Source organism: Virgibacillus salexigens, assembly GCF_014905415.1.
Lineage (GTDB): Bacteria > Bacillota > Bacilli > Bacillales > Amphibacillaceae > Virgibacillus > Virgibacillus salexigens.
This window is the reverse complement of the sequence record NZ_BNEO01000002.1, coordinates 923,277-944,024: the sequence shown is the minus strand read 5'-3', so window position 1 is coordinate 944,024 and position 20,748 is coordinate 923,277. Positions and strand designations below refer to the sequence as shown.

Below are 20,748 nucleotides of genomic sequence, written 5' to 3'. Positions count from 1 at the left end.
AAAAATATGATATTATAGTAGAGTAGATATGGGAGGGCTAAAAGTATGAGTGATTTAGATAAAGGTTCGAGACTAAATAAATTTGAAAAACGTAGAAAAAATACGAAGTCTATTTCCATTTTGCTTGTGGTAGTTGCCATTCTAATCATAATATTTCTTGGATTTTTGATATTTGGTGGTGGCGAGGATAATACGTCAGAAGAAACCGACTCATCAAATTCTGAAAATCAATCCGAGCAAGAAGAAAATAATAATGAGGATAATAATAGCAGTGGAGACCAATTTACTAGAGGAGATAGCGAAGAAGATGCTGCAAATAAAGAAGACCAGGACCAGAATAATGATCAACAAGAATCCACAGAAGAGGATACGGAAGCAGAGAATAATGCAGAGGTAGAAAAGGAACAAGTTGAATCATCTAATAGTAATGTGGTTGAAGCTTATACGGGTGATTGGGAGCCAATTGGAACAGAACAGGAAGGACCGCATACTACGAATTATAATGATGGATCTCAAGATCGAATTGAGATAGCTCGAGCAGCAGCAGAAGTGACTGGCCTCGATGAAAGTTCAATGGTTACCCATTGGGTAGGTAATGGAGGAGACCAGAAAGTAGAAGCAACAGTGTCTAACTCTGATAATACAGAGATATACCGAGTTTATTTATCATGGGTTGATAATAACGGTTGGAAACCAACAAAAGTAGAAAAATTGAATCAAGTAGAAACAAATTAAGAATGCGTGTGATGGAGGAGAAGCCATGACAATAGGTATCATTGGTGCTATGGATGAAGAGGTTGCTCTAGTATTAGAGACAATGACTGAAAAACAAGAAAAAGAAGTTGCCAACTGTTTATTTATAAGTGGTAAACTTAATGGACAAGCTATCGTTTTATTAAAATCTGGAATAGGTAAGGTTAATGCTGCAATGGCAACAACTATTCTGCATGAGCGATTTACAGTTGACTGCATTATAAATACAGGATCTGCAGGTGGTTTTGCAAAAGAATTAGAAGTAGGAGATGTTGTAATATCTACTCAGGTCGTCCATCATGATGTGGATGCAACAGCATTTGACTATGCATATGGTCAAGTACCAAGTATGCCTGCAATGTATGATGCAGATGCAGGATTGGTAACTAAAACTACAAAAGTAGTTCAGCAAATGGGAATCCGCTCAAAAGAAGGCATCATTGCTACAGGGGACTCATTTATGTCAGATCCTAATCGTGTAGTATTTGTTCGTGAAAAATTTCCTACGATGATAGCCGCTGAGATGGAGGCTGCTGCTGTAGCGCAAGTCTGTTATCAATACAAAACGCCATTTGTAATTATTCGAGCGTTGTCAGATATAGCTGGTAAGGAATCTTCAATATCGTTTGATGCATTTCTAGAAACGGCAGCAACGAATGCGGCAAATCTAATTATTAAATTAGTGAGAGAAATCTAATTATAATTTACCATTAATTACCTCCTGCTTAACCTATTAATCTATGATACGATCTATAAGTAGAAGGAGGGCTATAATGGTGAATGAGCGGCTGAAACAGCTACAAAATAAATTTAAGGACTATCAACGATTTATTGGAGCCTTGCTTATCTTAGCTAGTTACTTATGGTTGGGGGCTATGATCAATACCTTTATTCGACCTTCTAACGATGGACCAGTGTTACTGATTTTAGCATTCCTATCTGTGGTACTAGGAATAGGGCTTGCATTTAAACAAAAACAAATAAAACAAGAAATAGAGGAGGAGCGCTAATCTTTAAGACTAGCGCTCCTTTGGTTTAGATCGCACGTTATCTTCCTCGTTCCTTCCGATAATACTCATGGAATACTTTCATTAATGCTCTCTTCTCAATACGTGATACATAACTACGAGAGATGTTTAATTTTTTCGCAATTTCTCGTTGGGTCATCTCTTGTTGGTCATTAAGGCCGTAACGATAAACAATGACTTCTCTTTCTCGATTATCTAAAATAGCGAAATAATCCTCCATCTTTTCTATTTCCATGTTGAGTTGGATAAATTCTATAATATTTTGATTCTCGGCTTCCAAAATATCGATAAGACTAATTTCATTTCCCTCTTTGTCTTGGCCAATAGGGTCGTGCAGGGAAACATCTTTTTTTACTTTTTTTAACGCACGTAAATGCATAAGTATTTCGTTTTCAATACAACGAGCTGCATAAGTTGCAAGTTTTGTTCCTTTATCAGTGGAATAACTTTCAACTCCTTTAATCAAGCCAATTGTGCCAATTGAAATAAGGTCTTCTGCATCTTCTCCTGTATTTTCAAACTTTTTAACAATATGTGCCACTAATCGGAGATTATGTTCGATTAGTTTATTTCTTGCTGTTTCACTTCCGTCCTGCATTTGTTTAATATATTCTATTTCTTCTTCTGGTGGTAAGGGTTGAGGGAAAGCGTGATTTTTAACATAGGAAACAAAGAACATTGCTTCTTTAATAAGAAGTGCTAAGGCACTTAAAATGCCGGACAAATATATCCTCCTCCTCCATATTACGGTCTGGGCCATCACCTATACCTTATTGTTATGTACGGAGGAGGTAGAAAGTGTCTGTCCTTTAAAAATTTATGCTCTTAACAATAAATAAAGCCCTGTACTTTAATCCGTGTTACGTTGGAATTTAGAATTGGCAAATTCAGTGGCGATAAGTGCGTCATTATGTGGGTGTTTTGTTTCACCAATAATTTGATAATTTTCTTGTCCTTTACCTGCAAAAATAATGGTATCTCCAGGCTCACTAATTCGAATCGCTTGTTCAATAGCTTGTTTGCGATCGGATATGAGTAGGTAATCATCGTGTAGCATCCCCTTTTCCATATCTCGAATGATTCTGTCGCTTGCTTCAGTTCTTGGGTCGTTCACTGTCAAGATAACAACATCAGCATGTGAAGCTTTTTTTGCCATCAACGGTCGTTTTTCTCGATCTCGTTCACCGCCAGTACCAACTACTAAAATGATGCGTTTCTGTTTAAAAGGAGCAACTGTTTTTATACATTTTTCGATGGCATCTGGCGTATGAGCATAATCGACATACATCGTAATTGGCGCATTTACAACTAATTTCTCCATTCTCCCGGTTATATTAGAAATTTCAGGTAAAAAATGGATCATCGTTTTTATATCATTGCCATCTGCGTATAGGGCAGCAAGAGCAGCTAATGTGTTATAAACATTAAACTCGCCTAATAAGTTGATAGCGATAGTAACTCTGCCTTCAGGATATTCTAAAGTAAATGTTGTCTCATTGATTGTATAGTTTATGGCAAATGCTCTGAAATCAGCATTTTTTTGTAAGCCATAAGTAATAACTTCGGCTGAAGTAGCCATCTTATATGTTTCTGACCAAGGGTCGTCCTGGTTAAGAATGGCATATTTTGATTTGGACATATCATTACCTAGCTGCGCGAATAAAAGCCCTTTTACATAGCCATATGCTTCCATCGTTTGATGATAGTCTAGATGGTCTTGGGAAAGGTTTGTAAAAACTGCGATATCATAGTCAATTCCCCATAGACGTCCTTGGGCTAAGCCATGGGAAGATACCTCCATAACCACCTTTCTTACATGCTGATCACGTGATAGAGCTAGTAAAGCTTGATTTGTGAGTACATCGCTCGTGGTGTTTTCGGTATAGTACTTTTTGTTATCGATTTGAAAGCCGTTTGTACCAGCTAAAGCTGATTTTATCCCGCATCGTTGAAGTAATTTTTGAATTAAGGTTGTAACTGTCGTTTTACCATTTGTACCAGTGACCCCGAATAGTGTCATTTGAGAAGAAGGGTAGTTGTGGAATTTATTGATTAGTTGTGCCATTGCTCTTTTTGTATCAGGAACTAGGATGAATGCAGATTTGTTAAAATCTATTTCTAACTGCTTCTCAGCGACAATAATATTAGCTCCGTTATTTATTGCATCATGGTAGTAATCATGACCATCCTGCTTATGACCAGAAATACAAATAAATAAGGAATTGTTGGTAACTTCCCTAGAATCTTGATGTATCGAATTAACGCATTCCGGTAGATGTCCGTGAATTTGCTTTAAATGGAGATTTTCCAGTAATTCCAGTGTTTTCATGATTGTATCCTCTCATCCTTTAAAGTAACTATATTTTATCCGAGTAGAAAATAAATATTTATGAAAAAGAAGTGACTGTCGGGAGACGGTCACTTCTTTTGTTATTGATTCTCTGTATATTCATTGATTGCATCCTGATAAGCATCTCTGCGATTTTTAAGATGTGGTTTTACTCCATAAGCATGCGCAGCTCTGCCAATCATATGAGCTGAAACGGGAGCTGTTAAAAGAATAAATACGATAGCTAAAAGTAATTTACCACTAACAATACCGTGTGCTAAATAGAGATAAAGAAAAGCTCCAATAAGAATACATGCAATTCCTAATGTCGATGCCTTTGTAGCGGCATGTAATCTCGTATAAACATCTGGGAATCGAACAATCCCGATAGATGCCGATAAAATAAAGAATGTTCCACCAAGAATAAATACAATTACAAGTATATTTAAAATGATGCTAATCCAAGTCTCTATCAATGATAACACCCTTTTCTAGATATTTTGCAATTGCAAGCGTTGAGAGAAATGCTAGGATTCCAATTAATAAAATGACATCGTTCAGTTTTGTCGTAACAATGTGTATTGCCAATAAACCTGCCAGCCCCATTAAATTAATTCCGATTGCGTCAAGAGCCACTGCCCGATCTGGTTGAGTCGGGCCAGCAATCACTCGATACAATAAGAATGCTAATGAAATAGCAACACCTATAAAACAAACGATTACAACAACAGATAGTAAATCTTCTGTTGCAGCTAAAATATTATCTGTCATCGTGTCACCTCCATAATTGCTTTTTCGAAAGTATTCTTGATCGATAATATGGAAGCATCACTGTCGTCAATATGCATGGCGTGAATGAATAGTTTTGTATTATCACGAGAAACTGCTACAGATAGCGTTCCCGGTGTTAGCGAAATTAGATTAGCTAATAAGGTAATTTCCCAGTTACTTTTAAGCTCGGTTGGAAGTTCAAAGATACCAGGCTCAACATCTGGCTTTGGTGTATAAACTAACTTCACAATATCCATATTTGAGGAGAATAGTTCCTTGATAAAGAGCAGGATTAATCGCACAATTTTTATAACACGTCGTAAATAAAACGTGTCTGGGACAAATCGTCTCAATAGGAATAAGAGAAGAATTCCCCACAGATATCCAGCGATAAAGCTTGGAACAGAATACGATTCACTTAAAAACATCCACATGAATGCAATAATTAAGTTAATTACAATCTGAAAGGCCATTTAACAACTACTCCTTTAACACAGAATCAATGTAGATTTCCGGATCAAGCAGGTAAGTAGAAATTGACTCGATACTCGGATAGAAGAATTCTGCTCCAACACCTAACAGTACAGAAATTGCCAATAAAATAACGATGGGACCAAGTAACCCTTTTGTAGATTTTTTTGGTATGTCACCCATTGTTTCTTTATCTCCCCAGAACCCATTTATAAATATCTTTATAACGGAGTAAAGGATAAGTAAACTAGTGATTAGGCCAACAATGGCAATAGCTATTTCACCCTGCTCAAATGCACCTTTTAATAGAAGAAGCTTGCCAATAAATCCGCTGAATGGCGGCAGGCCAGCTAAAACCAACGCGGAAATAAACAAGAGCCATCCTAGCATCGGATAATGGTGAATAAGCCCTCCCATTTTACGTAAGTCGGAGGTTCCAGCAACATATGCAATTACTCCGACGAGTAAAAATAGGGCAGACTTGATTATCATGTCGTTAATCAGATAATAGATAGTACCGCTTATTCCATCTGGATTTAATAAGCCAATGCCTAATATAATAAACCCAATAGCTGGAATAATATTATAAGCAATGATTAATTTAATATTGGATGTAGATAATGCACCAATAACACCAAATATCATTGATAATCCAGCAATCCATAAAAACATCTCATGTGTCAACTCTGTTTTATGGATAAAGATTAATGAGAATACACGTAAAATCGAGTAAATTCCTACCTTTGTTAATAATGCACCGAATAAAGCCGATATAACTGGGTTCGGTACAATATACGATTTAGGAAGCCAATAATATAACGGGAATAGGGCAGCTTTGGTAGCAAATACAAAAAACAGTAATATCCCTATCGTTGTTAATATTCCTTGTTGATCTACCTCTTGTACTCTTTGGGCAATTTGTGCCATATTTACAGTTCCTACAACGGAATATAGAAAAGCGATTGCGGTAACAAACAGCATAGAAGAAAATAAGTTAATGAGTAAGTATTTTAATGATTCTCTTAACTGTACTTTGCCCCCGCCTAACACAATTAAGCCATACGAAGCCATAAGTAATACTTCAAAGAATACAAAAAGGTTAAATAGATCACCAGTTGTGAATGCCCCAGACACACCAGTAATTAAGAAAAAGAAAAAGGGATAAAAATAGAAATTCTCCCTTTTATCTAATTCGGCGTGAGGTGCATAGAAAGCACAGGCTGTTGCAATCAGGTTCGTTGTTAGCACCAATACCGCTGCAAGGCCATCCATGACTAGAATGATTCCATATGGAGCCATCCAATCGCCTGTTTCCATTACAATGGTGCCTTTATCAAAAACATGCCATGTAATATAACCAGCTGTAGCTAAACTGATTAAGGAAAACAGTTTGGTTAGTGCCCTGGATACTCTGACTTTTTGATTAAAGAAAATCAGAATGATTGCTGATATTAATGGAATGATGATTGGTAATACCGCTAAATTACTCATTTTCGTTACCCCTTAATTGTTCCATATTATCTGTATTATTCTCTTTCGTCGTACGATAGGCCAGAACTAATAGGAGACTGGTGACTCCGAAACTAATTACAATGGATGTAAGAATTAATGCTTGTGGTAGTGGATCCGTATAATCGGAAATGCCTTCGGTTAATACAGGAGGCTGTCCTGTTTTTAACCTTCCCATCGTGAGAATAAGAATATGTGCACCGTGGGACAGCAAAGCTGTACCAATAACAATTCGTAGCAATTGTTTTTGCAAAATATTGTAGATAGCTGTAGCAAAAAGCACTCCTGCTAAAATAGAAGTGATAATTTCCATATCTATTCTGCCCCCTTATTGTTTTTATTTTTAATGAGGCCAACGATAGCAAGCGCAGCTATACCAAGAACGGCAATTTCAAATAGCGTATCTAGTCCACGCATGTCTACGAGAATTACATTAACAATATTGTCTCCGCCACCAAGTTTATATGAGTTTTCTACAAAATAATCAGAGATAGATTCAAACCATCTACTGCTATGAGCTGAAATAGCAACTAATGTGATTAAAGTACCAAAGCCAATAGAGATAATTGCATTCATTGCTTTTGTCTTGGCAGAATCCGTGGACTTTCTTAGCTTTGGAAGATGGTAGAAACATAATAAGAAAAGCGCAACTGAGACAGTTTCGATAACCAGCTGAGTAAGGGCAATATCAGGAGCCCGATAAATAACAAATAATATTGCTACCCCGAATCCAACGACACCTAAAACAAGAACAGCAGCTACGTTATGATTCATATAAATTGTTCCAATTGCAGCTGCAATCATTACCATAACAACTGCTATTTCAATAAATGATATATCTGCCAACTGATTTGTATTAATAGCAAAGCCATCACTTATAAACATAAACACAAAGGATACGATTAGGGTTGTTCCTAATATTAATGACATATATGTCTTGAGTGATCCTGTCATGTAATACTTCGTAATAGCCTGAGATACGGTATCTACATTTGCAACGATTGCATCGTAAACCTTATTAAAACTAACTTTTCCAGGCAGAAGGCGATAAACTCCCTGCCATTTACTTCTAGTTAAGAAAAGGGTGGCACCTAATGCGACTACAATTAATGACATCCATAGAGCAGGTGAATTCCAACCATGCCAAAACTTCACTTTATGAAACTCTGCGTTACTATTAATTGCCTCAGCTGCATGCTGCAAGAAAGGCGCATTTACCATATTTGGGAACAATCCAATTAGGATTACACCAAGTACTAATAAAATAGGTGAAACAAGCATACCAAAAGGTGCTTCATGTGGTTTCTTAGGAAGCTGACCTAAATTCTTTTTTCCGGTAAATGTACCGAAGAAGAAGTACATGGAATAAACAAATGTAAAAATACTCCCTAGCACTGCCAAATATGGAATCGCTTGAGACCAGAAACTTGGGTCTTCTAAATGAATACTTGCTTCAAAGAAGAGTTCTTTGCTATAAAATCCATTTAAAAACGGTAAAGGTACACCTGCCATTGAGAAGGTAGCAAATATAGCCAAAGTTGCAGTTATTGGCATAAAAGTGGCTAGTCCACCAAGTTTGCGAATATCCCTTGTACCCGTTTCGTGATCGACGATTCCAGCAACCATAAATAGACTACCTTTGAAAGTTGCGTGATTTAATATATGGAAGACAGCTGCAAACACAGCGGCTGTTGTTCCAAATCCAAGCATTGCCATTATCATTCCAAGTTGACTGATAGTGGAGAATGCAAGAATAGCTTTTAGATCTGTTTGTCTTACTGACATATAAGATCCCCAACATAGGGTGATTATCCCAGCTACACTTACGATAATAAAGAACCATTCGTAACTAGAGAAAATAGGAGAGAATCTAGCAACTAAAAAGATACCTGCCTTTACCATCGTTGCTGAGTGGAGGTATGCACTTACTGGCGTGGGAGCCTCCATTGCATCGGGTAGCCAAATATGAAATGGGAATTGGGCTGATTTTGTAAACGCTCCTAATAAGATAAATCCCAATATTAGTGGCAAATAATTACTGCTTAGAATCACATCAACTTGATTTATCATCTGCTGGATACTAGTTGTACCTGTAACCACATATAATAGAATAAAGCCACCTAGCATACTTAATCCGCCAAGAACGGTAATTAACATTGACTTTAATGCGCCATAACGTGAGCGCTCTTTAAAATGCCAATAACCGATCAATAAGAAGGAAGATATGGAAGTTAATTCCCAAAATGTATATAGTACAAAGAGATTATCGGATAAAACGACCCCTAACATCGCACTCATAAACATAAGAAGATAAACATAAAAATGTCCTAATCTTTCAGATTTATCTAAATAATAAATGGAATAAAGTACAACTAACGTACCGATTCCACTAATTAATAAAACAAACAACAAGCTTAGACCATCCAAATAAAAATCAAAATTTATGCCCAAAGAGGGTATCCAGCTATATTGTTCAAGAATTGGACTGAAATCACTTCCTACAAATTGAACAAAATAGAGAAATATAATAAAAGGAACAAAGAAGACAAAAATGCCTGTATGTATCTTTTCTTTGAGTTTACTTAATGCAGGGATAAAGCATGCAATAAGAAGTGGAACAAGTACTGCAAAAATCATCGAATGGGACTCCTCCTTCATTAAAATCATCGCTGTTGTTATTTTGTACGTAATTGTGTATTCCATTACAGAAATTAGAGAACGATAAAAATGTGGTACGTTATCCATCGGGGAAAATGTAAAATGCTAGGGCTGATGTTGATTCAAACTACTCGTTTATTAAAGTAGGGAAATTGCTTGATATGAATGGTTTTAACACTGCCATTATGTATCAATTATCCAAGAAATAGTTTAACACAATAAATTACCAATAAAAATAAAAAACCCTTAGGATTCATAAAATCTTAAAGGGTTTTCGTGTTTCTACATATTTATAATATATCTAAAATTTTTTAACCTGATTTTGTGTTTTTTATTTTATGCGATAAACGTCTTCTATGAATTTCTTCTTCTATCAGGGATAGAAAATCAGGGCTTAAATTTAATTCATTTGCTGTAAAATAGGATTCAAGTAATAATTCGTCGGACAAATGCTCCATAAATACAGCCCTCCTAAAAGTGGGAATCTTCTGCAATTAAGTTAATAATAATTTACCATGATCTAACAGGCAGGACAAGGTGCAAGTTATCTACATGAGGGTGTAGATAACTTGTGTACAAAAAGTTGGAATCTCCCTTAAACATGATTAAATCAACTCGAAAATTGTTAATAAAGTTATCCACAATGCAAAAAATGAAGGTATTTGTCGAACGATTTATGCATATTTTCGGGTTAAATTACATACTTCAAGTAGGATTGACAAATCATTTGTTCCTTTCATTTATTATTTGGCAATGAAGTTTTCTTTTATCGACAAAGTTTCGCTTTCCCCCGCATGTAACTAGCAGTAGTAATCCTTCTGCAACGGAAACAGGGAAGAGGGTGGGACTGCCAGTAAGTGTCCGATTGGCTCAACTATCATTCCAAAAAAAGCAAATGGAATGAAGTTTCGCTTTATAATTCTAGAAAGATGGTATAGGATATGGTTATAATAGAGACTTAGGTTTACTGTTAGTAGATAGAGTGATAATGAGGTGTCAGTGTGTTAAATTATTTTCTTCCGAACGAACATGTAAAAAGTATCTTTGATATTCACCCTGCTGTTCTAAAAGACAAGGGGATTAAAGGTATCATTACGGATTTAGATAATACATTAGTTGCTTGGGATGTAAAAGAAGCAACTTCTGAAGTTATTCAATGGTTTAAACTTATGAGAGAACATGGAATTAAAGTAACGATCATATCCAATAATAACCAAGAGCGAGTAAAAGTATTCTCGGAACCATTGGATACTCCATTTGTATTTAGCGCAAGAAAACCATTAAGTAAAGCATTTAAAACAACGGCAGAGAAAATGGACTTAAAAAATGAAGAAATTGTTGTCATTGGTGATCAATTATTAACGGATGTTTTAGGTGGCAATTTCGCAGGTTTTTATACCATCTTAGTTGTTCCGATTGTCCAAACGGATGGTAAAATTACGCAATTTAATCGCAGGATAGAACGACGTATATTGTCTTATATGCGTAAAAAAGGAAAAATTAGCTGGGAGGATTAAAGATGGAGAATTTATACTGTCAAGGTTGTGGTGCAAAAATTCAATCTACCGATAAAGATCAGCCTGGATACACACCACCATCCTCGTTAAATAAAGAAGATGTTTTATGTCAACGATGTTTTCGCCTAAAACATTATAATGAAATACAGGATGTATCTATTACGGATGATGATTTTTTGAAAATGGTAAGTCAGATAAGAGAAAAAAAGGGGCTGGCTGTCCATGTTATAGATATTTTTGATGTAAATGGGAGTTTAATTAGCAGCCTGCCACGAATTGTAGGAGATAATCCGGTGCTATTAGTAGGAAATAAAATGGATTTATTACCGAAGTCGGTGAATAAAAGAAAACTTACACAATGGCTTCGCTCTCAAGCGAAAGCAGTTGGAATAAAAGTAAAGGACGTTTGTTTGATTTCTTCTACAAAAGGGCAAGGGATGGAGGAATTAACCGAGCAAATAGAATCATTTCGTGATGAGAAAAATGTATATATAGTAGGTACGACAAATGTTGGGAAATCAACCTTTATTAATCGCCTTATTAAACAATCTACGGGGTTCAGTGAAGTAATTACAACATCTTACTTTCCTGGCACGACACTAGGTTTTATTGAAATCCCTTTAGATGAAACGTCCTCCTTAATAGATACACCGGGGATTGTAAACAAACAACAGATCGCTCATTACATTTCATCAGCTGATTTAAAACTTATTACACCGAACAAAGAAATTAAGCCACGAACGTACCAATTGAATGAAGGACAAACGTTGTATTTTGGTGGCTTAGCTAGGTTGGATTTTGTAAAAGGTCCTCGGCAATCCTTTGTTTGTTATTTTTCAAATCAGTTGCCAATCCATCGTACGAAACTTGAAAAAGCAGATGAATTATATGAAAATCATATTGGAGAACTTTTGTCACCCCCAAATAAGGAATCATTGCAAAAACTCCCAAAACTAACTGTAAATAATTTTAAGGTTACACAAGATAAACAAGATATCGTGTTTCCTGGTCTCGGTTGGGTTAGTATCATGGGAGACGGTGCAACAGTGGCTGCGCATAGCCCAGAAGGAGTAGCTGTTTCAATAAGGAATTCATTTAATTAGGAGGGGGAAGTTTTGAACTACCGATTTGGTCTAATTGGTTATCCAATTCAACATTCTTTATCACCTTGGATACATAAAAGGTTTATGGAGAAAACAAGAAGTAATGGATCGTATGAAAAAGTTGAAATTTTGCCTACTGAACCATTTGAAGACAAGCTAATTCAGTTAAAAAAAGAGCGATTAGATGGATTTAACGTAACGGTACCTTATAAACAAGCGATTATTCCCTTTCTTGATGAAATAGACCCTACTGCATGGACCATAGGTGCTGTGAATACAGTGGTGAATATTGATGGCAAATGGAAAGGCTATAATACCGATGGGATTGGTTATGTCCGATCCTTACAGTCTAAATACCCAGAGTGGTTCGCTAAGGCTAAAAAACGCGCGCTCATTCTTGGTGCAGGTGGAGCTGCTCGCGGAATATTTGTGGCATTAAAACATGCGGGGTTTGCAAAAATAGATATTGCTAATCGTACATTACAAAATGCTGACTCGATTATAGAGATCAGCCCGCAAAATGCTGCTGCTTTAACGTTCAGTGATGCAAAGGAAAAACTTCAAGAATATGATGTTCTGATACAAACAACATCTGTTGGAATGAAGCCATCGATTGAACAGTCAATTATCGATTTGAAGGACTTACATTCAGTCATAGCTAGTGATATTGTTTATCAGCCAATTAAGACTACTTTTTTACAGCAAGCTGAAGATAATGGACTCTCTATCCATTACGGTCATACAATGTTGCTCTATCAGGCGCAATATGCATTTGAAATATGGACAGGTATAAAGCCGTCTGTAATCGGAATGGATGAGGAATTACAACGTATATTGGAAGGAAGATAATATGTTATCAGGAAAACAAAAACGTTTTTTACGTGCAAAAGCAAATCAACTGAAACCAATTTTTCAAGTAGGTAAAATTGGTGTAAACCAAAATATGATCGAACAAATTATAGATGCCTTAGAAAAGCGTGAGTTACTTAAGGTCAGTATATTACAAAATTGTATGGAAGATAAAGATACTGTTGCGCGTTTATTAGCAGAAGGTACAGGAGCCGAAGTCGTGCAAATTATTGGCAATAATATTGTCTTGTATAAGGAATCTGAAGAAAATAAGCAAATTCATCTGCCGTAGGTGACACGATGAAACATATTGGTATTTTAGGTGGAACGTTTGACCCACCACACATGGGACATTTAATTATAGCAGAAGAAGTAAGGATAGCATTGCAGTTAGATGAAGTGTGGTTTATTCCTTCCTATACACCACCTCATAAAGCCCAAACAAAAACGAGTGCTCGTGATCGCTTAAATATGGTTAAGCGCGCAATCCAAGACAATCCTTTTTTTAAAGTGAATACAATCGAACTGGAGCGAAGCGGTAAATCGTATACGATTCAAACAATAAAGGATTTACAGGAACAACATACGGATACGACATTTTATTTTATTATAGGTGGAGACATGATTGAATATTTGCCAAAATGGCATCGAATAGAGGAGCTTATACAGTTAATTGAATTTGTTGGAGTACAAAGGCCGAATTATTCAATAGAAACTCCTTATCCCATTACTGTAGTGGATATTCCATTAATGGAGATTTCTTCGACTTTCTTGCGAGATCGTATGAGACAAAACAGATCGGTACACTACTTCCTTCTTCCATCCGTATATAACTATATGAAGGAGCATCAATTATATGAACATTGATCTAATAAAGGAGAAAGTAGAACCTCATTTAACAATAGAACGGTATGAGCATACATTACGTGTGGCAGAGACGGCAATTCAATTAGCTATACGCTTTGATGCATCAAAGGAAAAAGCTCAACTTGCAGGTATTTTACATGATTATGCAAAATATCGCTCGAAGGAGGAATTGGCAAGTTGGATCGAAACATCTGATTTGCCCAATACATTACTCGATTTTCATCATGAATTGTGGCATGGACCAGTGGGAGCGCTAATGGTAGAACGTGATTTTGGAGTGGAAGACTTGGAAATTCGTAATGCTATTCATTACCATACAACTGGAAGAGCAAAAATGAGTAAACTAGAAATGATCATTTTTTTAGCTGATTACATTGAACCAGGAAGGAAATTTCCGGGAGTGGATGAAGTAAGGAAAACATCTAAACAAGATCTAGAACATGCCTGCCTAATGGCATCGCAGAATACAATTAGGTATTTAATGTCGAAACAAGCTACAATCTACCCGGATACATTTCATACGTATAATGATTTAACTAGAAGGGTCTACGGAGGTTAGCACTAATGGAAAATAAAAATATTATTCAACTTGTTGCGGAAGCTTGTGATGATAAGCGTGCAGAGGATATCATTGCCTTGGATATGAATGATGTATCTTTAGTGGCAGATTACTTTTTAATTTGCCATGGTAATAATGAGCGACAAGTCCAAGCTATTGCAAGAGGGATTAAAGATAAAATGGACGAACATGATATATCTTTAAAACGATTAGAGGGATTTGAACAAGCTAGGTGGATATTAGTTGATATTGGAGATGTCGTTTGTCACATTTTCCATAAAGATGAACGTCATTATTACAATCTAGAACGTCTTTGGGGAGACGCTTCCCAGGTCTCTATTCAATTGGGACAGGATTGATATCGATGGTCTACAAACGAATGGCAAATGTATATGATATCTTGATGAAGGATGCACCATATGATCAGTGGATACAATTTACAGAAAATCTAATTCAGGGAAGAAACATCCAGCAGATAGCAGATTTAGGATGTGGTACAGGAGAAGTTGCCATTAAGCTAGCAAAAAAAGGCTATCAAGTAACTGGAGTTGACTATGCAGTTGATATGCTTACGTACGCTGAGCATAAAAGTAGCAAAGAAAAACTTCCGATTCAATGGATATGTCAGGATTTACGCCATCTTGATGGGTTGCAATATCAAGATTTAGTGATTAGTTACTGTGATGTTATTAATTATATAACTACGGAATCAGAATTAAGGGATACATTTAAGCGTATTTATCATGCTTTGAAACCAGCTGGTTTATTTTTGTTTGATATTCATGCTATTTCATTTATAACAAATCATTATATCAACGAAACATTTGCTGAAGTTAATGACGAAGCATCTTATATTTGGTTTTGTAATGAGGGAGAGCAGCCTGGAGAAATGCATCATGAGCTTACTTTTTTTATGACGAATGATGATGGTATCAGTTATTCTCGCTTTGACGAGGATCATTATCAGCGAACATTTTCTATTGATTTTTATAAAAATTTATTAATGGATGCTGGTTTTAAAAATATAAAAGTCTACGGAGATTTTTCGGTAAAAGAAGATAATATAACGAAAAATACTGCAAGAATTTTCTTTTCAGTCGAGAAATCCTCAGAATAATTATGTCTTCTGAGGACTTTCTCGTAAAAAGGGATTAGAAGTGTGTTTGTCGAAGAATGTATAGGTAAATATCTTTCCTCACCTTTTCCCCGAACAAAGGAGGTGAACCCTTGTACTTCGATCGTATTAAAAAAATTCTCTTCTTAATCGGAATCCCTATCACTATTATTATATTACTGATTGTAATGAGCGATAGAAGTAACAACGAAGATGAGACACAAATAATAGATAAGAATGAACCGAAAGATCCAGATGATCCATTGTCAGACAAAGCAACATCCAATGAAGCGCTAATAGATGATCAGCAAATGGTGGTTGATGTTAAAGGTGAAGTGAATAAACCAGGAGTTTATGAAATGGAAGAAGAAGATCGTGTGATTAATGCTATTGAAATAGCTGGTGGTTTTACAGAAGAAGCGGATCAAACGCAAGTTAATTTAGCACAGCGAATTCAAGATGAAATGGTTATTTCTGTAGTTAAAGAGGGAGATACTGAAGCCCAAACCTTATCCGTAAACGAAAAGGATAAGCTTCATCTTAATCAAGCAACTTTGGAAGAAATTGAAGCATTAAATGGTATCGGTCCAACAAAAGCAGAAGCAATCGTACAATATCGAGAAGAAAATGGACTGTTTAAAAGTGTAGAGGACTTATTGAATGTTTCAGGAATCGGTGAAAAAACGCTTGAAGCATTTCAAGAAGATATTCAAGTTCCGTAATAATGTATCAACTTAAAAAGGGGAATAGAGGATGGAACGTATTTCTTGGGATCAATATTTTATGGCGCAAAGTCACTTATTATCACTTCGCAGCACGTGCACTAGACTAATGGTAGGCGCTACAATTGTTAGGGAAAAACGCATTATAGCTGGTGGTTACAATGGCAGTGTTTCTGGCAGTGTTCACTGTATTGATGAAGGATGCTATGTCATTGACGGCCATTGTGTACGAACAATTCATGCAGAAGCAAATGCATTATTACAGTGTGCAAAATTTGGTGTTCCTACACAGAATGCTGATATTTACGTTACACATTTTCCTTGCCTACAATGCTGTAAGCAACTAATTCAAGCAGGAATTCGTACGGTGTATTATGCAGAAGATTATCATAACCATGAATATGCTATTCAATTATTTAAAGAAGCAGGTGTGACAACGAAAAAAGTAGAGCTAAACTACTTGGCTGTTGATACCGCTTATACCGAAAAACAAATATATATTCAGGAGCTTTTTCGTAAATTGGAAACTACAGATATAGATACAAGCGAATTAGAAGCATGGAAAAAGAAGGCTACCCAATTATTTGATTTAAGCAAAAGGTGAGGCTGTGAGCGGAAATTGGCACTATCCAGCGCTTGCAGCTACTGTGAGCATCGTTGCTGTATTCGTCGAACAATTTAGTATCATCGTAGTTTGGTTTATAAGTTTGATGTTTTTATTTTATAGGAGGAGGATAGCTGCATTACCACTTATGCTATCTCTCCTATCCACTATCTTTTTTTACTTCTACATCCCACAACTGGACGTTATGTTAAATCCAGTGAACCAACCTCTAAATGAACGTAGAATTCTATCTGGTCAAATTATCTCTCCAATCAACCAAACCTCAGAAATGATATCATTTACTTTCCAAGAAAAAGCTTCTCCTTTCAGTATTGCTATTACGTATTTCCACTCCGGCCAGGATGAATTGAAACCTTTGGTAGAACTGCAGTTTGGAGCAGAATGTACGATCGATACATTAATTGAATTACCTAACACTGCAACAAATCCTGGACAATTTGATTACGCTAAATTTTTAAAGACAAAAGGGATTGCTTACGAAGCAACACTGTCTAATTTAGATGATGTAAACTGTCGGAAGACAGCTGGGATCTTACATTATATTTTTCAATTTCGCATGCAATTACTTAGCTACATTGATCATCATATCAGTGAAGATGCCGCTGTATGGGTTCGTGCTCTGGTTTTAGGCGATGACTCTGGTATAGATGATACAACGATTGATTTATTTCAAAGGTGGGGACTTAGTCATCTCTTAGCTATTTCAGGATTGCATGTCGGTTTAGTAATCTCTATGTTGTATTTTATTTTTATTAAAATGAATGTAACAACGAAAGAAACAGCTCATTGGATCATGATGTTAGGTTTGCCGGTTTATGCCATTTTAGCAGGCGGAGAACCATCTGTATGGCGCGCCTGTTTAATGACTCTACTCGTTATTGTTATAATGAAATTAAAATGGAGAATTAATACTACAGATGTAATAAGTATGATTTTTCTCTTGCTCATCTTAGTTAATAATACAATTATCTATCATGTTGGTTTCCAATTTTCCTTTTCTGTAACATTTGGTTTATTGTTATCAAGGCGTGTTATCGCAAGAGATGAATCAAGAATTCGCCAACTATTATGGATTAGTTTTGTTGCGCAAATGACGATTCTCCCCTTGCAATTTTATTATTTCTACACATTCCAACCGTTATCCTTACTTTTAAATGTCATCATTGTTCCTTATTTCACACTCTTTGTTATTCCAACTATGTTTATATTGCTTATTACTTCACCAATATCGTTGCTTCAATCATTTTTTGATCATTTATTTGTAACCATTCACTCTATATTTATAAATTTCCTTGAGATCATTGATCACTACTTCAATTACCCATTTGTAATTGGACCTTTATCTGTTCTTGCAATCCTAATGTACTACCTTACATTTATTAGGTTTATGCAGTTTATAGAGCGTAAGAAACAAGCAACAGCTTTCTATTACGGGTTTTTACTTGTTGTTATCTTTGTTAGTGATGCATCAAGACCTTATTTTTCTCCTTGGGGATCCGTGACAATGTTGGATGTCGGCCAAGGGGATGCATTTGTCATTGAAATGCCATACCGAAAAGGTGTAATAATGATTGATGCAGGTGCAACCTTTTCCTTTAATGATCAAAAAGCAACGAATTCCGTTTTTAAACAAGTGATTAAACCATTTTTGCATGCGAAAGGAATTTCATCTATTGACACTATTTTTATAAGTCATGAAGATACAGATCATATGGGGAGTATTCCGTTTATTCTCCATGACTTTACAGTGAAGTCAATAATAATTAGTGATTTTTACGATCAAGGGAATCTGCCGGTTTCTAATTCGAAAATAAATTTATATAGGGTGAAACGTGGAGATACGATAAAAATGAAAAACCTTGTCTTTCATGTCTTATCTCCAACTAATGACAAGTCCTCACCAAATGAGAATTCATTAGTGTTGTATACAGAGCTAGGGGGTAAAAAATGGTTATTTACAGGCGATATTAGCAAAGATGAAGAAGCAGAAATAATTCATACTTATCCAAACTTAACCGTTGATGTTTTAAAAATTGCTCATCATGGTAGTCAAACATCTTCAGATAAGCAAATGTTAGACCAGCTGAAACCAGATATCGGATTAATCTCCGTCGGAAAAAATAATACGTATGGTCATCCAGCCCGAGAGGTGATTCAACTATTAGAATCACATGATATGTCAATACTTCGAACCGATCGTCATGGAGCTGTTCAATATCATTTTAAAGCAAATAAAGGAACATTCTTTCAAGTTTTGCCATAAGAATATATCATCATCGCTTAACATAATAAAAAGAGACTGTATAACAGTCTCTTTACTACGTTCATTTATGTAATGAACTTGGGAATTATGAACCGGCTACACTGACAATTACTCCAATAGCAAATATTACGAGAAAGAAAATAAAGGAGAACGCAAAGCCTTTAATGGAATCTACAACGTCATTATTTTTAGATTGAATCTCTTTTTCAAATTCGTTCACAAAAACCCCTCCTATATCACCATTAGTATAAATTAAATAATTAAAAAAATCCATACTTGCAGTTATTTTTTCGTCAAAGATGAATCATCCCAAATTTAGAAAGACTTAACATCTATACTTTTTACTTAGAAAGGAAAATCTATAGGTAAATCCAAATATCGCTTGGTCAGCTGTTTCTAGGGCAGGTGAGTCAGGCGTTGATATAGATTGGAGAGGGAAGAGAGATGCTTCCTCTCTTTCCCTCTCTTAAATTCCTTGCCATTCTTTGAATTGCGCTTTACCATTATATATAGTTAAAGAAAATAGTTGGAGTGAATGGCATGTCATACTTAGATGTAGCTAAACAAGTTAAAAAGAATAACATAGCTTCGGTATATTTAATTTATGGAAATGAATATTATTTTATACAGAACCTAAAGAAATATTTAACAAAAGCTGTAATTGGAGAAGAAACAGATAATTTGTCCACATATGATTTAGAAGAAACACCCATTCAGGAAGTTATTGCTGATGCAGAAACCTACCCTTTTTTTGGTGAACGTAAACTAATCTTCGCTACAAATGCATCATTTTTAAAAGCAAAACCAGATAAGCTTTCCTTTGAGCATAAATTAGAAGTATTGCAGCAATATCTTCAATCTCCAGTTGAATATTCTGTACTAGTTCTCATTGCTCCATATGAAAAGATCGATGAGCGAAAGAAAATAACCAAGCTGCTAAAAAAACAAGGAACAGTTGCTATTTGTAATCCCATAAAAGAATATGAATTGAAGACATGGATCAATCAACTTGCTGATCAAATGAAAGTGACTGTTGAAGATAATGTGTATGATATGCTCGAATCAGAGCTTTCAACTAATTTGAATTTATTAGAAACGGAATTAAAAAAATTGGCAATGTTTGTTGGTGAAAATGGGGTAATTACAAAAGAGGTTGCGGATGATTTACTATCCCATACTACTACTGATTCCTCGCTTAGACTCGTTGATGCAGTAATGAATCGAGACTTATATAAGGCGATAAGTATTTATAAAGATTTGGAAAAAATGAAAGAAGAACCAATTGCACTAATAGGTTTACTAGCTTTTCAATTTCGAACCATTCTTCGTGTGAAATTATTGAAGCAAAGAGGATATAGTCAATCCCATATGCAAAAACAACTCGGAGTGCATCCATATGTTATTAAGATAGCCATGCAACGCGAACGAAATTTTACTATCGAAACGTTGGAATACTTCATTACGCAATTGGCTGAAGCAGATGCTACTTTAAAAAGAGGTACAATGGAAAAAGATCTAGCCTTTGAAATCTTACTTTATCAATTAATCAATGGGAAAACAGCTTAATGTGTTTTAAATAAAAAACGATCCTTCGAAGGATCGTTTTTATG

General features: G+C 35.7%; 25 protein-coding genes. 15 read left to right on the top strand and 10 right to left on the bottom strand.

The features are described 5' to 3' along the window. The first annotated feature begins 45 nt into the window (after positions 1 to 45). The 3 genes from JKP73_RS12695 to JKP73_RS12685 all read left to right on the top strand — a co-directional run bounded on the left by JKP73_RS12695 (position 46) and on the right by JKP73_RS12685 (position 1,763). Positions 46 to 735 carry a YrrS family protein gene (locus JKP73_RS12695; protein WP_021291032.1) on the top strand — a complete coding sequence of 230 codons (690 nt, stop codon included), beginning with the start codon at positions 46 to 48 and terminating at the stop codon, positions 733 to 735. Positions 736 to 760: 25 nt separating this feature from the next. Then, positions 761 to 1,450 carry a 5'-methylthioadenosine/S-adenosylhomocysteine nucleosidase gene (gene mtnN, locus JKP73_RS12690; protein WP_021291033.1) on the top strand — a complete coding sequence of 230 codons (690 nt, stop codon included), beginning with the start codon at positions 761 to 763 and terminating at the stop codon, positions 1,448 to 1,450. Positions 1,451 to 1,526: 76 nt separating this feature from the next. Then, a complete protein-coding gene (locus tag JKP73_RS12685; protein WP_021291034.1) occupies positions 1,527 to 1,763 on the top strand; it encodes a YrhC family protein in 237 nt (78 codons plus the stop codon). Positions 1,764 to 1,800: 37 nt separating this feature from the next. Here JKP73_RS12685 and sigK read toward each other — a convergent pair whose 3' ends face one another. The 9 genes from sigK to JKP73_RS12640 all read right to left on the bottom strand — a co-directional run bounded on the left by sigK (position 1,801) and on the right by JKP73_RS12640 (position 9,977). After that, complete coding sequence (gene sigK / locus JKP73_RS12680) at positions 1,801 to 2,505, bottom strand: RNA polymerase sporulation sigma factor SigK (RefSeq protein ID WP_021291035.1); 705 nt, start codon at positions 2,503 to 2,505, stop codon at positions 1,801 to 1,803. A 126-nt stretch (positions 2,506 to 2,631) separates the two neighbouring features. Next, positions 2,632 to 4,110: a UDP-N-acetylmuramoyl-L-alanyl-D-glutamate--2,6-diaminopimelate ligase gene (locus JKP73_RS12675; RefSeq protein WP_200411350.1), complete on the bottom strand. Its 1,479-nt coding sequence runs from the start codon at positions 4,108 to 4,110 to the stop codon at positions 2,632 to 2,634. 101 nt (positions 4,111 to 4,211) lie between these two features. Beyond that, positions 4,212 to 4,586 (bottom strand): monovalent cation/H(+) antiporter subunit G, encoded by a 375-nt coding sequence (gene mnhG, locus JKP73_RS12670; RefSeq protein WP_021291037.1) that lies wholly within the window; start codon positions 4,584 to 4,586, stop codon positions 4,212 to 4,214. Further along, a complete protein-coding gene (locus tag JKP73_RS12665) occupies positions 4,567 to 4,881 on the bottom strand; it encodes a Na(+)/H(+) antiporter subunit F1 (protein WP_021291038.1) in 315 nt (104 codons plus the stop codon). Before JKP73_RS12665 ends, mnhG begins: the two co-directional genes overlap by 20 nt. Then, positions 4,878 to 5,354 carry a Na+/H+ antiporter subunit E gene (locus JKP73_RS12660; RefSeq protein WP_021291039.1) on the bottom strand — a complete coding sequence of 159 codons (477 nt, stop codon included), beginning with the start codon at positions 5,352 to 5,354 and terminating at the stop codon, positions 4,878 to 4,880. The genes JKP73_RS12665 and JKP73_RS12660 overlap by 4 nt, the downstream gene beginning before the upstream one ends. A gap of 7 nt (positions 5,355 to 5,361) precedes the next feature. Continuing rightward, positions 5,362 to 6,843 carry a Na+/H+ antiporter subunit D gene (locus JKP73_RS12655; RefSeq protein WP_021291040.1) on the bottom strand — a complete coding sequence of 494 codons (1,482 nt, stop codon included), beginning with the start codon at positions 6,841 to 6,843 and terminating at the stop codon, positions 5,362 to 5,364. Beyond that, positions 6,836 to 7,174, bottom strand: a complete 339-nt coding sequence (locus tag JKP73_RS12650) for a Na(+)/H(+) antiporter subunit C (protein WP_021291041.1) — start codon at positions 7,172 to 7,174, stop codon at positions 6,836 to 6,838. Before JKP73_RS12650 ends, JKP73_RS12655 begins: the two co-directional genes overlap by 8 nt. Before the next feature lie 2 nt (positions 7,175 to 7,176). Further along, on the bottom strand, positions 7,177 to 9,498 hold the full coding sequence (locus tag JKP73_RS12645; protein WP_200411349.1) for a Na+/H+ antiporter subunit A: 2,322 nt from the start codon (positions 9,496 to 9,498) through the stop codon (positions 7,177 to 7,179). A gap of 332 nt (positions 9,499 to 9,830) precedes the next feature. Further along, entirely contained in the window at positions 9,831 to 9,977 is a 147-nt protein-coding gene (locus JKP73_RS12640) for a sporulation histidine kinase inhibitor Sda (protein WP_021291043.1), read from the bottom strand. A gap of 543 nt (positions 9,978 to 10,520) precedes the next feature. Between JKP73_RS12640 and JKP73_RS12635 the strand changes: the two genes are divergently transcribed. The 11 genes from JKP73_RS12635 to JKP73_RS12585 all read left to right on the top strand — a co-directional run bounded on the left by JKP73_RS12635 (position 10,521) and on the right by JKP73_RS12585 (position 19,138). After that, entirely contained in the window at positions 10,521 to 11,036 is a 516-nt protein-coding gene (locus JKP73_RS12635) for a YqeG family HAD IIIA-type phosphatase (RefSeq protein WP_021291044.1), read from the top strand. 2 nt (positions 11,037 to 11,038) lie between these two features. After that, the gene (yqeH, locus tag JKP73_RS12630; protein ID WP_200411348.1) at positions 11,039 to 12,139 is read left to right on the top strand and encodes a ribosome biogenesis GTPase YqeH; all 1,101 of its coding nucleotides are present in this window, start codon (positions 11,039 to 11,041) and stop codon (positions 12,137 to 12,139) included. Positions 12,140 to 12,151: 12 nt separating this feature from the next. After that, positions 12,152 to 12,988, top strand: coding sequence for a shikimate dehydrogenase (gene aroE, locus JKP73_RS12625; protein ID WP_021291046.1), 837 nt, complete (start codon positions 12,152 to 12,154; stop codon positions 12,986 to 12,988). Between the two features lies 1 nt (position 12,989). Then, positions 12,990 to 13,280, top strand: coding sequence for a ribosome assembly RNA-binding protein YhbY (yhbY, locus tag JKP73_RS12620; protein ID WP_021291047.1), 291 nt, complete (start codon positions 12,990 to 12,992; stop codon positions 13,278 to 13,280). Between the two features lie 8 nt (positions 13,281 to 13,288). Next, positions 13,289 to 13,855 carry a nicotinate-nucleotide adenylyltransferase gene (locus JKP73_RS12615; protein ID WP_021291048.1) on the top strand — a complete coding sequence of 189 codons (567 nt, stop codon included), beginning with the start codon at positions 13,289 to 13,291 and terminating at the stop codon, positions 13,853 to 13,855. Then, positions 13,845 to 14,414, top strand: coding sequence for a bis(5'-nucleosyl)-tetraphosphatase (symmetrical) YqeK (gene yqeK / locus JKP73_RS12610; protein WP_038243688.1), 570 nt, complete (start codon positions 13,845 to 13,847; stop codon positions 14,412 to 14,414). The genes JKP73_RS12615 and yqeK overlap by 11 nt, the downstream gene beginning before the upstream one ends. A 5-nt stretch (positions 14,415 to 14,419) precedes the next feature. Beyond that, positions 14,420 to 14,773 (top strand): ribosome silencing factor, encoded by a 354-nt coding sequence (gene rsfS, locus JKP73_RS12605; RefSeq protein WP_200411347.1) that lies wholly within the window; start codon positions 14,420 to 14,422, stop codon positions 14,771 to 14,773. Positions 14,774 to 14,778: 5 nt separating this feature from the next. Continuing rightward, positions 14,779 to 15,531 carry a class I SAM-dependent DNA methyltransferase gene (locus JKP73_RS12600; protein WP_021291051.1) on the top strand — a complete coding sequence of 251 codons (753 nt, stop codon included), beginning with the start codon at positions 14,779 to 14,781 and terminating at the stop codon, positions 15,529 to 15,531. 110 nt (positions 15,532 to 15,641) lie between these two features. Next, entirely contained in the window at positions 15,642 to 16,250 is a 609-nt protein-coding gene (locus JKP73_RS12595) for a helix-hairpin-helix domain-containing protein (protein WP_021291052.1), read from the top strand. A gap of 31 nt (positions 16,251 to 16,281) precedes the next feature. Continuing rightward, the gene (locus tag JKP73_RS12590) at positions 16,282 to 16,854 is read left to right on the top strand and encodes a ComE operon protein 2 (protein WP_021291053.1); all 573 of its coding nucleotides are present in this window, start codon (positions 16,282 to 16,284) and stop codon (positions 16,852 to 16,854) included. 4 nt (positions 16,855 to 16,858) lie between these two features. Continuing rightward, positions 16,859 to 19,138, top strand: coding sequence for a DNA internalization-related competence protein ComEC/Rec2 (locus tag JKP73_RS12585; protein WP_200411346.1), 2,280 nt, complete (start codon positions 16,859 to 16,861; stop codon positions 19,136 to 19,138). Between the two features lie 85 nt (positions 19,139 to 19,223). Here JKP73_RS12585 and JKP73_RS12580 read toward each other — a convergent pair whose 3' ends face one another. Beyond that, positions 19,224 to 19,358 carry a YqzM family protein gene (locus tag JKP73_RS12580; protein WP_021291055.1) on the bottom strand — a complete coding sequence of 45 codons (135 nt, stop codon included), beginning with the start codon at positions 19,356 to 19,358 and terminating at the stop codon, positions 19,224 to 19,226. A 320-nt stretch (positions 19,359 to 19,678) separates the two neighbouring features. Here JKP73_RS12580 and holA point away from each other — a divergent pair, with 320 nt between their 5' ends. Further along, the gene (holA, locus tag JKP73_RS12575; RefSeq protein ID WP_038243693.1) at positions 19,679 to 20,704 is read left to right on the top strand and encodes a DNA polymerase III subunit delta; all 1,026 of its coding nucleotides are present in this window, start codon (positions 19,679 to 19,681) and stop codon (positions 20,702 to 20,704) included. Positions 20,705 to 20,748 lie beyond the last annotated feature (44 nt).